Here is a 16282-nt window from a genome sequence, read left to right on the forward strand (position 1 = left end):
GCTTGGGCATTGGGGCCGGGCGGGTAGCGCTTCGGCCAGGAGAGGTTCGTTCCCAGCACGTAGCGCGCCGCGGTAGACGTCCTTGACGACTCGACACGGTTCGCTTACTCCGTGAGCGGGATAGCCCCGCCGACGGGCCGAGCCGCACGCTGAAACTGGCTCTGACCGGAGTTCCGTGAACGACTGGGAAGGGATCCCTGCGGATCCGTCGGCGGCCGGCCGAATCGAGATCATGTACTGGTTGACTGTGCGTCGTGACTGAGATGATCGAGATACCGGATGCAGAGGGCGACTGGGAGCCCGCGACGGCACTTCGGGCAGGTGGGCGCAATCCGGTGCGGCAGGCGTCTATGTTCCAGAGCGTGACCTGGCCGTTGAACTCGCTGGCCCTGCTCTCGGTGGACCTGGAGGCGGTGGCGCGGCGGCTGAGACTGACCCTTGAGACCTCGTGGGACGGGCACGGCAGTGTGCGGGCAGCGTTCTTCGTGCTGGACGGGACGGACTTCGTCGTCACCCACCACGAGGGGGACGCTCCGGGAACCCACGTGTGGACCCGGAAGGGTGGGCCTGTCGATCCGGCCACCCGTGTGGGCAGCCTCCTCGCGGCTCTCGGCGTGGGGCCGGAGGCGGTCTCGTACTCCACCTGGGGGGCCGGCACCGACCTGTCGCACGTGCCCGCCGCCTGGGGGCGCGGCCGGGCCAAGCCGACGCGGTCGCACCAGGACATCTGGGACAGCTTCAAGAGTCGTCCGGGGATGTTCGTCGGCCGGGTCACTTTCGGGTCGGTGGTCGGGTTCCTCAACGGCTATGGCATCGCCTCCGGCAAAGCCCTGCTGGACGGGTTCACGGAGTGGCTCGCAGCCAAGCTGGGATACGGCTCGAACCTGGTGTACTGGGCCTTGGCCGAGAAGCTGATCTTTCCCGACGGCCGCCCCGACGAGCCCTGGTCGCCCGAGACCGAGCAGCACGCCGCGGCCGGCCTGATCGGCCTGATCGACGAGTACTTCGATCGCCTCGCCGGTGATCCGGAAGAACGCCCCGGAACGGTCTGATCGAGGGCCCTGGACTCACCCCCGGGTGAGGATCCTGATTCGAAGAAGTCGGAACGAGGCTCGGCCGTACATGGATCTCTTGAGTGTTTTGACCCGGTTCACGTTTCCTTCGACCTTGCCGGAGCTCCATTCGAGGGTGAGGCCGGCGGGGACGGCGTCGAGGTCCTGGCGGAGGAAGTCGGCGAACGAGCGGACCGGGACGGGAGCGTCCTGCTCGGCGTGTTTACGCAGGCAGGAGCGGTGCTGGTGGCAGGTCTTCTCGATGGCGGCCCAGAGGTTCTGGAGCAGATGCCACCGGTCTGCCACCTCGATGGCGTCGGGGGCGGCTTCCTTGATCGCCCGGGTGTACGCAGTGGCATGGTCACGGCAGATGATCTCCGCACCGGAGTGCTCGCACAGCCAGGCTGCGAAGGTCTCTGAGGTGCGGTCCGGGAGCACGTCCACGACGCGGCCGGTTTCGACGTCGGCGAGGACGGTCCCGTAGGTGCGGCCCTTACGGAAGGCGAACTCGTCGACGCCGGGCACCCGCGGCGCCCTCCGGTACCTCGGGCGCTTCCAGCAGCCCGAGGAGGCGGGTCCGGCCTGCGGCGATGCTGAGCTTGTGGCACAGCCGTTCGCCTGCCCGGCCGCCCAGCTCGGTGGCGACGGCCCGGAGCCACTGCTTCAGCCCGATGCTGGAACGTACGTGGCGCTCGCTCAGCCCGGGGACCTGCTCGACGAACGTTGTCCGCCGGCATTGGGCGCGGTCGCAGAAGCGGCGGATGCGAAGACGTATCGCCAACTTCCGTCCAACAAGCGGACGTTCGGCTAGCGTCCTCAAGTAGGAGGAGTGCCTCCGTCTCCCCGGGCTCCCGCAGCCCGGGCAACGGGCCGGCGGGCGCATGCGGCAACCTCCACCAGCACGACCTCCGGGCCGACGGTCAGCCGGGACCATCCCCGCAGGTGCGGGGAGCAGGAGCAGGACCTCGCTGCCCAGTCGATGGGAGCCGGGACCATCCCTGCGGACGCGGGGAACAGCCGACCGGTCCTTAAAAGCCCAGCCAAGGGCTGTCCCGTATAAGGACGTGAGCTGGGGGTTTGCCTGACGGTACGGTCGACGCGTGGAGTCGAAGAGGGCGAGCGAGTGCCCGTTGCACGGGGCCGGTGTGCGTCCTGACTACCTGGTCGGGCGCCGTCTTGAGCAAGTAGTCGCCTCGTGGCACCTGCATGACTCAGGGGCTCCGTCCGGCCCGCTGGACGTGTGGCTGATCGACAGCGAAGCGGTCGCCACGCGCATCACGACCGGTTCGGACTGGTGCCTGATCAGCGCAAGAGCGGGCGCCCGCCAGACCGGTAGCCCGAGATGCCGCCATACGACGTCGCGTACCTCAGCCCTGCGGCGGCAAAGAGATGATCAAGGATTCGATCGCTTTGTCCGTCAGCGAGGTCTAATAGGGCGTTCGCGGAGTTTTTTGATCTTCACGCGCGGAACCTGACGTGGCATCGTCGCAGCGTAAGCGGCAGCCGCGTCTCGTGGGGGGAGGGGCCGAGCACGCAGGCATTGCCCTGCCCGGATGCTCCATGGCGGCCCGTGACCCTCATAGCCGATGTTGCCGAACAGTCGTAGAGATCGGCAGACACAGAAGTGCCATGGGTTCGAGGCGTCGGTAGACGCAGACATCGCTTCAGACACCTGGTGGCCCGAACCACCAGCGCCACAGCCCTCCTCACCGCCTCGGCCGTACTGACCGGCCTGGTCCAGGCCGTACCGGCAGCGGCCGACACGGTGCCGGAGGAGGACACCGGCTGGATGCGCAACAGCGTCGGCTACCAGCGGCGGGTCGACCGCTGTCTGACCGCCGAGGCGCTGCACTTCGGCGGTCCCCTGCAGAAGGCCCGCGCCATCAAGGGGTTGACCGGCACTCAGGAGGAGCTCCGCGCGACCGTCATCAGCGCGGACTCGATCGGGTACGGGCCGCTCGGCCAGGCTTCCGGGGAGGACTACAGCGCCGCCGAGGCGTACAGGCACGTGGTCGTGGACCGGCAGCTCGCGCTGCAGAGCGCCAACGACCCCTACGTCCGGTCGGCGTGGGAGAGCGACGACATGGAGTGGCACGTGCCGGCGTTCGGCGACGACGTCACGCGCTTCACCCTCGAGACCCAGGCCAGGATGTCGAATCTGGGCTCGGACGAGCACAGCGTCGCCAGCCCCGAGGCGATCGCCAAGGCCAAGGAGGTGGCCAAGGAGAACGAGGGCAAGGACGCCTTCCACGACATGACGTCGGGCTGGATGCTCTCGGACGACCAGATCAACGTCAGGGGTTACGCGTACGGGACGACCGCCACCGACATCGCCGCCTACCTGAAGCGCGGCGGCTTCCCGACCGTGGCGCCCGCCAAGGACTCGCCCGAGTACCGCGTCGAGGTCGAGGACCAGAAGCAGGCCTGGTCCGCCTGTGACAGCCAGAACCCGTTCGACCCGCGCCGCGTGCTCAACGAGCCCGTGATGACCGCCATGGTCGAGTGGGAGCTGGAGTACGCCGGCCAGGCCGGCCAACGCGCGAGGATCATGCAGGCGGACGCCGATGCCGGCGCCGCGACCCGCGAGGCCACCGACGACATGATCAACGCGATCGGCCAGGCATGGGCGGTCGACCAGATCCTCACCTGGCGCAAGTACTGGACGGACAAGCTCGCCCAGGACCCGAACACGATCTTCCAGAAGCCCGACCAGGCCTTCTACGACAAGGCCGACGCCGACCTCGCGCGCTACCGGTCGAACATCGCCGCCCTCGTCGCGTCGGCACAGGACCACGCGGGCAAGGCGGTCACGGCCGCGCAGACGGCCGTGACCGCGCAGCAGGAGGCCTGGGCCGTCGCCGACACGAGTCATGTGCCGCGCGGCCGGGGTCTGACGTACGCCCGGCAGTCGGTGCAGGTCGCCCGCGCCTCCGCGGCCGCCGCCACGGCCGCCGCGAAGGCGACCGAGACCGCGCTCGCCGCGGCCAACGCGTCCGTCGCCACCAGTGACGCGCTGCTCGCCAAGGCGCAGACCGAGTCGCACGCGGTCGGCGCCGAGTTCCGGCGGGTGGCGGCGCAGGAGGCCGCCGCGCAGGCGAAGGCCGCCGCCGACAGTGCCGAGGCCAACGCCACGGCCGCCGCCGAGAGCGCGAACACCGCCAAGGCCGCCCGTACGACGGCCGAGCAGAAGCGCGACAAGGCCGCCACCGCCGCCGCTTCGGCCGCCGCCGAGCGTGCCAAGGCCCAGACGGAGCAGGCCACGGCCGTCGCCTCGCGGGCGAAGGCCGCGACCGAGCGCGCCAAGGCGCAGGAGGCCGAGGAGCGGGCCGCGGCCGAGCAGACCTCGGCCAAGAGCGCCGACACGGCCGCCGGGACCGCCGCCACCGAGGCGGCGACGAAGCGGAAGCTCGCGGACGAGAAGGCCAAGACCGCCCAGGTCGACCGGGAGAGGGCTGTTGCCGCCGCCCAGGCGAAGCAGGCCACGGCGGCCCGGGCGGCGGCGCTGGAGACCGCTGCCGCCGCCGCCGAGGGCACGGCAGCCGCCGCGGAGACCCGCGCGGCCGCGGTAGCGGCCCGTACGGCCGCCGACCAGGCCGCCGACGCCGCCACCGCCGCGCAGACCGCCGCGGACCAGGCCACCGCCGCCGCCGTCAGCGCCCGTTCGGCCGCCACCACGGCGGAGGGCGCGGCCAAGCGGGCCGAGGCCGACGCGAGCAAGGCGTGGTCGGCGTACTACGCCTCCCTCAAGGCGGCCTCCGCCGCGCGCGCGGCGGCCGCCACGGCGCTCGACGCGTCCCGGGACGCGGCGATCCGTGCGGACAACGCCGCCACGGCGTCGAAGAACGCCGACGGGCTCGCCAAGAAGGCGGGGCAGGAAGCCGCCGCCGCCGAGAGCGACGCCACGGAAGCGGTGAAGTCGGCAGGCGTCGTGGTGGGCCGTGCCTATGCGGCCGGCCAGGCGGCACTCGTTGCCCGAGACGCCGCCACGGGCGCGGTCGCCGCCGCCGACGAGGTCCTCGCCATCGGTTCGTCGTACAAGGAGAAGGACACCTCGGCGGCGTTCGCGATACTGGTCGGCCAGTCGTCGAGGACGATCGCGGAGCAGCAGGCCGCCGCGGCCGAGGCCAAGGCCACCGAGGCGGCCAAGGCCGCGGAGTCCGCGCAGCAGACCGCCGCGCAGGCCACCGGTGACGCGAAGCTCGCCGCCGAGGCCGCCGCCGCGGCGGCTACCGATTCGGTGCGCGCGGCCGAGGCCGTGACGCGCGCTCAGGCGTCCGCGGCCGAGGCCTCCGAGGCCGGGAAGGGCGCCACCGCCGCCTCCGACGCCGCCGCCGGCCACGCCGGACAGGCCGGGAACGACGCGGCGTCCGCCCGCCTCACCGCGGACGAGGCGAGCGACGCGGCCACCGCGGCCGAACGCGAGGCCACCGACGCCGAGCGGCACGCCGCCGAGGCGAACGAGAAGTCCGGTCGGGCGGGCGAGGCCGCCGCCGAGGCCGCGGACAAGGCCGCCGGCTCCGAACGGGCGGCCAAGGACGCCGAGTCGAAGGCGTCCGACGCCACCGGCGACAGCACGGCCGCCGAGGAAGCCGCCGCGCAGGCGGAGAAAGCGCAGCAGACGCGGAACGAGGCGGCGCACAAGGAAGCGCTCGCCGAGGGCGTCACGCCGATCGAGGGCGGTGCGAACAACTGGCCCGCGCTCGGTGAGCGCGAGGAGAAGATCCTGCTCGACGCCTGTGGCCAGACCTGTGTCGACGACTACCGGAAGGGCCTCGCGGCCGTCTCCGTGAACGTCGTCGAGTGGGCGACCGCCAACGGTGGGCAGATCCTCTTCGAACAGCTCGACCCCGCCAAGGTGAAGCAGTGCCTGCCGGCCTCGAACGTCGAGCAGTGTCTCTGGGCGCTGGTCGACGTCCCGTCGTCCGCCGTGATCGTCGGCCGTGTCCCCGCGCTCGCGCAAGCGATCGAGAAGGTCTCCGACGGCATGCGGACGATCTTCCGCGACGCCGACAACGCGCTGCGCCGCCTCAACGAGCTGACGGCCGTCATCCGTGACGTGCGCGGCGCCCCGCGCCTCAACCGGTGTCTCGCGGGTGTCGCCCTGCACGCGGGCGGCGCAAACATGAAGGCCAAGGCCATCGAGGCTCTGACCGGTACGAACGACGATCTGCAGGCAGTCGTCGGCGATGCCGGCGGGATCGGCCTCTTCCCCTTGGGGCAGGCCTTCGACCAGGACCGGCGGGCCGGTTACGCCTACCGGGACGCCTTCGCGGCACGTGAGGCCCTTCTGGAGGACGCCAACCGTCCGTACGCGATGAGCTCGTTCGACGACGGGATCACGCTGCACGCACCGCGCTTCGGCGCCGACGTCCTCGAGTTCACGCTGTCCACCCAGCCGAAGGTGTCCGCGCGTCTCGGCTGGGACGGGCACACCAACGCGAGCCCCGAGGCGGTCGCCAGGGCCCGGGAGATCACCGAGCAGAACCGCGGCAAGGACCCCTGGCGCGACTTCGCCGCGGACTTCATGCTGCTGGACACCAGTGTGAACAGGACCGAGTACGCGGACGGCACCACGGCCAGCGAGGTCGCGTCCTACCTGCGGCACGGTGGCTTCCTCGACAAGAAGCCCGTCGAGGGGACGCCCGAGTTCCGTGTCGAGGTGGAGAACCTCAAGCAGGCGTGGTCCGCGTGTGACCACGCCGACCCGGTCGACCCGCGCAACGCCCTGAGCGAGGTCGTCTCCCAGGCCTCGTACGAGTGGGAGGCGGAGTACGCCGGTCAGGCCGCGCCGCGCGCCGTCATCATGCGGGCGGAGGCCGACGCCGCCGCCGCGACCCGGTCCGCCACCGATGCCATGGTCGAGGCCATCGGCCAGGCGTGGCGCGCGGACCAGATCCTGCGCTGGCAGAAGTACTGGCACGACCAGCTGGAAGCCGATCCGGACAATATCTTCAAGCCGGAGCAGGCTTTGTTCGACCAGGCGAAGGCCGATCTGGCGAACGCCCGGGGCAAGGTCCAGGCGCTGGTCACCACCGCCAAGGACCAGGCCACCGCCGCCAACGCCGCCGCCGCGCGCGCGGTGACCGGCCAGCAGCAGGCCTGGGTCATCGCGGACGCCGCCGAGGTGCCGCGCGGCCGGGGCCTGATGTACGCACGGCAGTCGGTGCAGGTCGCCCGTGCCTCGGGCGCGGCCGCCACGGCCGCGGCGAAGGCGACCGAGACGGCCCTGAACGCGGCGAACGCCACCGTGTCGACGTCCGAGGCGCTGCTGGCGCTGGCGAAGACCGAGGCGCACGCGGTGAACACCGAGTTCCGCCGGATCGCCGCCCAGGAGGCCGCCGCCCAGGCGAAGGCCGCGGCGGACAGCGCCGACGCCTACGCGGCCTCGGCCGCGGCGAACGCCGAGACCGCGAAGAAGGCCAAGGAGAAGGCCCTCGCGGAGGAGCAGGACGCCAAGAAGGCGGCGGCCGACGCGCAGGCGCAGCGTGCCGTGGCCGAGCTGGAGCGTGCGAACGCGGCGGCCTACCGGGCCACCGCCGAGCGCGAGCGGGACAAGGCGGCCGGCCATGAGGCCGACGCCGTCGCCCAGGGCCGGATCGCGAGCGACGCCCGTGCCTCGGCCGAGGCGGCGGGATCCACGGCCTCCTCCAAGCGGGCCGTGGCGGAGCAGGCGGAGCGCGACGCGGTCGCCGCACGTGACAAGGCCCGCGAGGCCGAGCAGCGGCGGGACTCGCTGAACGCGAAGGCTGCGGCCCTGGAGGCCAAGGCCGCTGCGGACGAGGGCACGGACGCGGCGACCGCCTCCCGTACTGCGGCGACCGATGCCCGGGCCGCCGCGAACGAGGCGACCACCGCGGCCACCAGCGCGCGTGCTTCGGCGAACGCGGCCACGGCCGCGGCCACCGACGCCCGCGAGGCGGCCACCAAGGCGCAGGGCTCCGCGGCCCGCGCCAGGGCCGCATCCGACAGTGCCTGGGCGTCCTTCTGGATCGCGTCCGGTGCCGCCGCGGCGGCACACGCGGCGGCGGCCGAGGCCATCGACGCGTCGGAAGACGCTGCGGCTGACGCGAAGGCCGCTCAGGAGCAGTCGGAGAAGGCCTCCGCGGCGGCCAAGGTCGCCAAGACCGAGGCTGCGTCGGCCCGTTCGGAAGCGGCGCAGACCGCGTCCTGGGCGGCGACGACCGCGGGCAAGGCGCTCGCGGCGGTGCAGTCCTCGCTCGCGGCCCGTGACTCGGCTGCCGCGGTGACCAAGCCGGCGAACGAGGCGATCGCGCTCGGCAGCCCGTTCCAGGAGGTCGACAGCTCGGCCGCGTTCGCGGTGCTGACCGGTCAGCAGTCGCTGACGATCGCACAGCAGCAGGCCGCCGCTGCGGCAGCCACGGCGAACCAGGCCGAGGACATGTCCGCGGAGGCGAAGGCACTGGCCGACCAGGCTGCCGCGGACATGAAGCTCGCGGCGGAGGCCTCCGCGTCCGCCGCAGCGGACGCGGCCCGCGCCGCCAAGGCGTACCAGCGGGCCCAGACCTCGGCCACCCAGGCCGCTGAGGAGGCTCAGGGGGCCCAGGCTGCGGCGGGCCGAGCCGACGGCTACGCCACGACGGCCGGAACCGCCGCGATGGCGGCGGGGTCGGCGGCGATGGACGCCGAGTCCGACGCGGCGGCGGCGGACGCGGCGGCGACCGAGGCGGAGAAGGACGCCGCCAACGCCCGCGCCGTGGCCACCAAGGCCGAGGAGGACGCCGCCAGCGCCCGTGCCACCGCCACCAAGGCGGAAAACGACGCGACGGCGGCCGAGACGGCCGCGGCCGGTGCCAGGGACGCGGCGGCGGAGGCCCAGGCCGCCGCCGACCGCACCGAGACGACCGGTGACAAGGAGCAGATCTCGCAGGGTCTGACCACCGGGATCGGCGACGTGTGGGTGGTCCTCGACCACATCGAGTACATCGGCGAGCCGCAGAACGTCAAGAAGGACAACTGCAACCCGATCATCCACGTCGGGGACTGCACGATCACGGCCGACGTCACGTACAAGGCGCACGTCGACGTGTACATGTGCGGGGCCTCGCCGGACACGTACTTCGGCCGCTGCCCGCAGGCGGACACCGTTTACCTCGGCCCCGAGGTGACGGAACCCAGGACCGAGCGGCTCAGCCACACGCTGTCGATGGTCGAGTTCAACTCGGGGATCGATCCGGTCGACGTCCTGCTCGGCGACTTCATCGGCTGCGCCCAGAAGATCACGCCGGGTGGCGAGTCGGGCAGTTGGGGCGACTGTGCCTGGGCGGCCAGCTGGTTCGTCGCGGGCCCGCTCTTCCGGGCCGGCAAGGCCGCGGTGTACGCGCTGGACGCGGCGTTCAGGACGGGCATCGGGTTCATGGACGCCTACCGGGCGCTCCACACCATCGGCCTGACCGAGGCCGCCGTCCAGGGCATCCTCAGCCGCATCTTCCGGAAGGCCGGCGAGGCGTGCCAGGCGGTCAGCCCCGTCACCTCGAAGGTCGCGAGCTTCCAGGTCGCGTCGTTCGCCGCGGCGTCGGCCAGCAACGAGCTCATCGAGAAGTGCCAGGCGATCCTCAAGGACATCGCCGAGAACATCGTCAAGGACGGCGAGCGCATCGTCCTCGGAGTCAACCCCTACTCGGACGGCCTGACCAAGATCACCGGTGGGCGCACCTTCAACAACAAGGAGTTCGGTATTCAACTGCCGAAGGAGATGGGGTTGGGAGAACGCCCGATCTGGACGGTGGGAGTGGAGCAAGCGGTGTCCAACGGCAGCGTGAAAATCTCGGTGTCCCTGGACGGTGTCGAAGGCGCCAAGACTGCTGACGAGGCGCTGAATATGCTTCTGCAGCGAGGGGAGACGATCGCGGTCGGCGACTGGGAGACCGTCCGGACGGGCGGCTTCGGAACCGCATGGGAGATGGTCAAGCTTCGTTCGGCCGTCCGGATGGAGGACCGCGGCTGGAAGTCCATCGACTGGTGGATGACCAACGAGGAGGGCAAGGTCGTACAGGTCTACCCGGAGAAGTGGAAGTACGCCAACGGGACGCCGGTCGCCGACTGATGAGGAGATGGTGGGCATGACGGATTTCGTCCGGGAAGGGCGGCTCTTCAGAGTCGGCGGGTTCCTCCCGTCGCACCGGCAGCTCTTTCTGACCAGTGAGGCCACGCTGGTGGACCGGACCACGACGAGGATCGAGGTCTCCTTCGGGCATGTGGAACTGATGTTCCTCAAGCCCCTCTACCGGAACGGGCTCCACATCCGGCGGGCGACCGCCGCCGAGTTCAGCGTGCTCAGCACACGGCACGGCATTCCGGAGGCGGACGCCGACTACACCTGGATCCTGGATCCGGACGGCGAAAGCTTCGTCGTCAGCGCCAATCCGAGCTGGCGGGAGGCGGAGTACGCCCTGATGGGCGAACGGCAGTCGCTGTACGACCCGCGTGAGCCCTGGCCGCCGGAGTTCCCGGCGGAATCGGGACACGTCAGCTGACCGTCTGCCGCCCGAGTGAATGAGGAAGGGGGCCTTCCCGGTGCTCTGTGCACCGGGAAGGCCCCCTTCTTCCGTGTACGGGTTTTCGCTCAACCTCGCCGTTTCAGTTGGGGTTGCTGGGCGGCTGAGCAAGGTTGTTTGAGGCCGTGTCGGCCGGTGGACATGGTGAGGGTCCGGCGCGGGGTCGGGTTCTCCGAGGTCCTTGAGTAGAGGCTGAGCTCGAGCCGGGCGGCGTTGACCGGGAAGTGGCGGGAGGGGAAGCGGCCGAAGCCGGTGGTCTTGCCGCACCGGATGTGGTCCTCGACGGTGGCGTGTTGGCGGTGGCGGACCTCCAGGAACTGGGCCGAGCCTGAGGTGATGGGGGTGTCGGTGAGGAATACCTGGTTCCGCAGGCCCTCGTCCTGGTCGAACAGCGAGAGCTGGGCTCCGGGGTGGGGGCGTTCGCGGCGGACGATGATGCGGGTGCCGGCCGGGTAGCCGGCAAGGCCGACCATGCCGGTCAGTTCGGCGACCTCGGCGGACTCGCGCAGCGTGCCGTCCTGGTCCAGGGCGGGGTGCCAGACCTGCGCGGGCAGGGCCCGGATCGCGCGGCGGACCGGCTCGGTGATGGCGTATCCGGCCGGGAAGAAGGTGCGGATTTCGCGTGTTCGCTGGTTGCGGACGTGGGTGAGGAAGGCTTTCGCGGATCCGGCGCTGTCGGTGCGGGTGAGGATGTCGGTGCCGTGCCGGTGGGCGTCGGGGATCTGTGCGAGGGCCTGGTCGAGCACCGTGATGTGATCGGTGGTGGTGTTGGCTCCGGCGTTTCCGGGCCACAGGATGCCGGACATCGCCTCGCCGGTATTGGCCAGGAAGCACAGCAGCGGGTGGAGTCCGAAGCCGCCTTTGTAGGTGGGTGCGGCCGCTTCCTTCTCGGAATGGCAGGTGATCAGGGTCGCGTCGAGGTCCAGGACCAGGCCGGTCGCCTCGCGTCCGCCGGCCTTCACCGCGGATGTGCCGGAGCCGGTCTCCTCGGCCTGCAGCCAGGCCGCTTCCCGGGCCTGAGCGCGGGCGGACCGCAGCCGGTCCAGCATTCGTTCGTCGATGGCGGCCAGCAGCCGCCAGGCCGTCGGCGTGGAGGCGACCGGGCCGAATACCTCGCCCTGGTCGCGCAGCACGGCCAGATCCGTGATGGCCTCGCCGCCGTCAGCGAGCGTCACCGCGAGATCGACGGCGATCCGGGCCGGGTCGTGGCCGGTCCCACGGGGCCGAAGGGGCCGAAGTGCCGTGGAGTACGCCGCCGTCGGCCCGGTCGCGTCGGCGAGATCAGCCAGTAGCCGTGTTCCGGCGTGACCGACCACCCCCGCACCGTCGGCGGAGACGTGGAGCCTGGGACGTGAACCGATACCCTGCACGCAGAAAGTGCCTTCCGCTGGACCGACAGAACCCCTCGACAAGGTTCATCGTCCCAACTCGGAAGGCACTTTCGCGTTCCCGGCCAGCAACCGGCCTCAGGCCAAGCGAAACGGCGAGGTCAAGGGCTCAGAGCCGGTCGAGTTGGGCCTTCACGACCGCTTCCGGGATCGCCGCGTGATTCGGGTCGAGCATGTTGACGCCGTAGAAGGCGGCGATGACGCCGCCGCCGCGGACGACGGTGTAGGTCATCGGCATCTTCTGTTTACCGATGTCGCCGGTGATCCGGTACGCCACTGCCTGGTCGCCCAGCTTCGGCGCGGGCAGCTTCTCGACCTTGCCGTAGGTGAGGCCGAGAGTCTTGAAGCCCTTGGGGCAGGCGGTGACCGCTGCGCCGAGTTCGTCCATGACCCGGGTGGCGTTCTGCTCGGAGTGGGAGGCGAGCCACATGGAGCCGACAGTGGCGTCGGTGGCCTTCAAGCCCTGGAGGGAGCGGTGGGCGGTGGCGACCGGGGCAATGTGGGTGAAGCCGCCGATGAGGCTGGCCAGCGGCTGGCACTCCTTCCGATCGGCCTTCATGCCCCGGCCGGCCTCGACCTCCGCCTTGGCGATCTTCTTCGCGTCGAAGCCGGCGACGCGGCCGGTGAGGACGACCTTCTCCAGGGCGGGCGTGTCGAGGGCGCCGAGCCGCTTCGCCTCGGCGCTTTCCTTCTCCTGGGCGCTCTGCGCACTCTTCCCGGAGGGCTTCGGCTTGTTCTCCTCGGAATCCGCGGATTCACCGCTACACGCGGTCGCCAGGAAAAGGGCGGGTATCACGGCGACTAGGGGAAGGACCCTGCGCAGTTTCATGTTCTTTGTTCTTTCCGGGTGTTCGCAGGCGTGTGGATCGGATCACAAACGAAATGATCTTACCGACGGCAGCGAGAGCGCCGGATTACGGTTCGGCTACAGTCCGCCGTCAACAATGACGTAGTCGCCCTCGCCGAGGCCGGTGAGAGCTTCGTGCAGGCCAGGCGCCCAGGAGGCCAGAACGTCCAAGGTCTCGTCGACGTATCGTCAGGACCGTTGCCTGGGATATCCCGAAGTTGGTTCCGAGCTGCGAGAACGCCTCATTGAGCATTTTCAGCGTTGCCGCTCCAGGGTGAGGATTGCGGCGGCGATGGCGGTCATGCGGTGGGGGCTGCAGCAGGCTCTGCGGAAGGTTCGCCAGGACTTCAGCCTTGCGATGCTTCGTTCGACCGGCGCTCGCGCCGCTGAAAGGGCCCGGTTGATCGTCTGTTGGGTCATGGTGAGGTCCTGGCGAGGAGACCGTCTGATGGGTGTGGTCACCCAGGGGCCGGCGCCGATGTAGGCGCGGTCGGCGAGGACGAGAACGCCCTGACGTTCGCAGATCCGGATGATGCGGTGGATGCGGGCCGCGGTCAGGTCATGGGTGCGGCCGGGCAGCGCGGGCGAGATCCACAGCAGCTTGCCCGCGGGGTCGGCGACGACCTGCACGTTCACGCCGTGACGGCGGTGCTTCTGCCACCCGGCGCGTCGTCGTGGTCGGACGGCCGTTGCCCGGCAACCGCAACGACTGCAAGGCGTGGGCACTGTCCGGAGCCAAGGACGCCGTCGGCCGCACCACCGTGATCGCCGACGGCGGCTACCGCGGCACCGGCCTGGTCATCCCGCACCGCCGCGAGCACAGGCAGAGCGAGCTGCCGGCCTGGAAGGAAGAGCACAACGCTTCCCACCGCCAGGTCCGCGCCCGTGTCGAGCACGCCTTCGCCCGTATGAAGACCTGGAAGATCCTCCGCGACTGCCGGTTGAAGGGCGATGGCCTCCATCACGCGATGAGAGGCATCGCCCGCCTGCACAACCTCGCACTCAGTCGGCAGGCGAGCGGTAGATGAGGACCTACCCTGCCCAGATTTCCGGCCCCTGCTTGACGATGACGAGTCCGTACGTCCGGTCGGAGGGCCAGAGATCCACCTGGTACAGGAAGTGGTCACCGGGACCGCCACCAGTGCCGACCGGTGGTGGTCCGGCCGGAATGTAGGAGACCCGAGCACGGAGCAATCCAGCGGGAACGGCCAGGCTCGGCCCGTCGGCAGGATCGGTCCCGGGGCTGGACATGGTGAGCTGACCCGTGGGGGCGTCAAGGTCGGTCTCCACGATGTGCTCGGCCGCCGGGTCCGTCGTTGGCGCGGAAGCATGAACAGTGATGAACGACTCGACCATGTCGTCCCGAGCCGTGCCGACAGAGATCGAGTGCGGTTCCACACCGATGCGGTGGACGTAGACCGCTTCGTCCGTCCAGCCGGCGGGTGCCAGATCCGGGTCCATAGCGTGCTCGGCGATCCACGCGTCATAGGGATCAAGGTCTTGAAGGTAGAACTGTCCGTGATCGGCATCGATCATGAATCTCAGCGAAACGTCAGCCACTAGCGCAGACTATCGAAGCTGATGGGGGCTACTGGGGCAGGTGTGACCCAGCTGGTCAGCCCAGGGCAGACGAGACCACGTGGCCACTGAAACCCCACCTCGATCGCTCAGTGGACCACGTGTTCCATAGCGGCACCAGACTCGTTCGCGGGACAGCCCTTAGGAGTTACGCGGCGTAGATGTAGAAGTACTGGTTGTCGCCGCTGTGGCAGTCCCACAGCCGCGCCGGGGCGCCGTTGTCCGTGCGCCAGTCAGCTATCTCCAGGCACTTCTGGTAGGCGTACGCCCCGTCCATTCGGAGTCCGCGATCACCGCGGAACATCTGGTTGAGGCCGTAGTGGCAGCCCCACTGATTGGCGGTCGCACCGTTGTTGCGGTTCCAGCCGCCGATCTCCAGGCACTTACCGCTGTTGACGTTGATGTAGAAGAACGCGTTGGGGTCGTCCGAGAGGCCCCAGCGGTACCACTTCTGGTTGTCGCCATGGTGGCAGTCCCACTGCCGGACGGGCGCGCCATCCGCCTTGCTCCAGTCCGCCACCTCAAGACACTTCCCAGAGTGCGCCGCCTGGATCTCGACGGTGCCCAGATAAATGAAGGACGAGGCCTGGGCCGGAACGGCCGAGACGCCGAAGACGAGCCCCAGGGAGGCGGCAAGAACAAGCAGCCCGTGCCTGGCACGGGCAAACGCGGTGAGTTTCATGATCCTCTGCAATCAAGAAGGGAAATCCGGCGACCGGCCGGAAACTGATGATCATGATCGCACAGATTTTCGGCCAACAAGCCTCACGAGCAGCCCACTTGTGCCATTACACGAGCCGCAATCGCACGGCTTGGCGGAACCGATTCCTCCGCCCCCCTCCCGGTGCGCCCTCAAAGCGCCGGGCGCTGAGGGGAGGGCATCTAGGGTGTTTGTAAGGGGCCCGGTGAAGATCCGCGTCCGGGGATACCGGGGCCTCCGGTACTGGCGGTACCGGGGCCTCCGGTACTGATGGTGCCGGGCCGAGTGTCCCTGCGGCTGGTCCCACGACATCCCCGCGGAATACCTCGGCTACGAGTGCGCCGCCATCTACGGCCACCAACTCGCCTGCCACCGACAGAAGATACGAGCACACCCATGACCGAACACAAGACATCCGTCGATGATGAGGATCTCTGAAATTGGCCAGGGTTGCTCGTCGCCCCACTGAGCTCTTTCCAACCTGGCACGGGAGGTTGCCAGTTGGGATGACAACACGGTGAAGCCCCTGGTAGATGGGTTTTCGACCAAGAGAACCGTCTCCACCAGAGGCTTCGCGTGCTTGTCTACCCGTCGGGCGTCGACGTGTCCAGCTCTGACCTGTGCTTCCTGTCCGCCCGTCTGCGGCAGCACCGTCGCGCGATTGGCTCCCGCTGACGGCGTCTGGGCCCCGCCGCCAGGCCCTGCTCGCACTCGCCCACCTGAGGATGGGACACACGTATGCCCAGCTCGCAGCAGGATTCGACATCGGAACTACTACCGCCTACCGCCATGCCACCGAGGCGGTCAAACTGCTGGCAGACCTCGCGCCCACCCTGGACAACGCGATACGGACCGCGTCGACGAAGGCGTTCGTGATTCTCGACGGCACGCTCCTGCCGATCGACCGCATCGCCGCGGACCGGCCCTTCTGCTCCGGAAAACACAAGAAACACGGGAGGAACCTGCAGGTCCTCACCGATCCCTTCGGCCGGCTGCTGTGGGCCTCGCCGGCCCTGCCCGGCGCCGTCCACGATGTCCGCGCGGCTCGCGAACACGGCATCGTCGACGCCCTCGCCGCAGCTGGCATCAAGTGCTGGGCGGACAAGGCCTATCGGGGTTCCGGCGGAACCGTCCGCACCTCGTATTGGGGCCGCTGGGACACTCTTTCCGCCGGTTACTGAGATTGAACTCGTGGTGTCGTG

7 protein-coding genes and 5 pseudogenes are annotated in these 16282 nt (G+C 69.9%); 5 read left to right on the plus strand and 7 right to left on the minus strand.

Translation table 11 applies throughout. The features are described from left to right. Window positions 1-254: 254 nt before the first annotated feature. Window positions 255-1052, plus strand: a complete 798-nt coding sequence (locus tag SVTN_RS00170) for a hypothetical protein (RefSeq protein WP_159026392.1) — start codon at window positions 255-257, stop codon at window positions 1050-1052. A gap of 15 nt (window positions 1053-1067) precedes the next feature. Here SVTN_RS00170 and SVTN_RS40805 read toward each other — a convergent pair whose 3' ends face one another. After that, entirely contained in the window at window positions 1068-1577 is a 510-nt protein-coding gene (locus SVTN_RS40805; RefSeq protein WP_052498799.1) for a transposase, read from the minus strand. A 1150-nt stretch (window positions 1578-2727) separates the two neighbouring features. Here SVTN_RS40805 and SVTN_RS00180 point away from each other — a divergent pair. Next, a complete protein-coding gene (locus tag SVTN_RS00180) occupies window positions 2728-10116 on the plus strand; it encodes a polymorphic toxin type 27 domain-containing protein (RefSeq protein WP_167352184.1) in 7389 nt (2462 codons plus the stop codon). Between the two features lie 16 nt (window positions 10117-10132). Beyond that, complete coding sequence (locus SVTN_RS00185; RefSeq protein ID WP_041127281.1) at window positions 10133-10546, plus strand: hypothetical protein; 414 nt, start codon at window positions 10133-10135, stop codon at window positions 10544-10546. 209 nt (window positions 10547-10755) lie between these two features. Here SVTN_RS00185 and SVTN_RS00190 read toward each other — a convergent pair. From SVTN_RS00190 to SVTN_RS00200, 4 genes and pseudogenes are all read right to left on the minus strand, one after another. Further along, window positions 10756-11979, minus strand: a pseudogene (locus tag SVTN_RS00190) (IS1380 family transposase); the annotation flags it as partial. Window positions 11980-12064: 85 nt separating this feature from the next. After that, on the minus strand, window positions 12065-12751 hold the full coding sequence (locus SVTN_RS00195; protein WP_245727399.1) for a hypothetical protein: 687 nt from the start codon (window positions 12749-12751) through the stop codon (window positions 12065-12067). Window positions 12752-12883: 132 nt separating this feature from the next. Continuing rightward, window positions 12884-13049: pseudogene (locus SVTN_RS43000) on the minus strand (transposase family protein); the annotation flags it as partial. 8 nt (window positions 13050-13057) lie between these two features. Beyond that, window positions 13058-13456, minus strand: a pseudogene (locus SVTN_RS00200) (transposase family protein); the annotation flags it as partial. A 5-nt stretch (window positions 13457-13461) separates the two neighbouring features. On the opposite strand from SVTN_RS00200, the pseudogene SVTN_RS00205 reads away from it, so the two are divergent. Beyond that, a pseudogene (locus tag SVTN_RS00205) lies at window positions 13462-13830 on the plus strand (transposase); the annotation flags it as partial. A 4-nt stretch (window positions 13831-13834) separates the two neighbouring features. On the opposite strand, the gene SVTN_RS00210 reads toward SVTN_RS00205, so the two are convergent. Next, window positions 13835-14338, minus strand: coding sequence for a hypothetical protein (locus SVTN_RS00210; RefSeq protein WP_041127283.1), 504 nt, complete (start codon window positions 14336-14338; stop codon window positions 13835-13837). Between the two features lie 190 nt (window positions 14339-14528). Then, the gene (locus SVTN_RS00215) at window positions 14529-15074 is read right to left on the minus strand and encodes an RICIN domain-containing protein (protein ID WP_041127284.1); all 546 of its coding nucleotides are present in this window, start codon (window positions 15072-15074) and stop codon (window positions 14529-14531) included. A 582-nt stretch (window positions 15075-15656) separates the two neighbouring features. Here SVTN_RS00215 and SVTN_RS00220 point away from each other — a divergent pair. Beyond that, window positions 15657-16255: pseudogene (locus SVTN_RS00220) on the plus strand (transposase family protein); the annotation flags it as partial. Between the last annotated feature and the right edge of the window lie 27 nt (window positions 16256-16282).

The organism is Streptomyces vietnamensis (assembly GCF_000830005.1).
In the GTDB taxonomy this organism is placed as follows: domain Bacteria; phylum Actinomycetota; class Actinomycetes; order Streptomycetales; family Streptomycetaceae; genus Streptomyces; species Streptomyces vietnamensis.

Coding starts and splice junctions, on each gene's coding strand:
- SVTN_RS00210 (WP_041127283.1), bottom strand. CDS start 14,338: ATGATCGATGCCGATCACGGACAGTTCTACCTTCAAGACCTTGATCCC.
- SVTN_RS00185 (WP_041127281.1), top strand. CDS start 10,133: ATGACGGATTTCGTCCGGGAAGGGCGGCTCTTCAGAGTCGGCGGGTTC.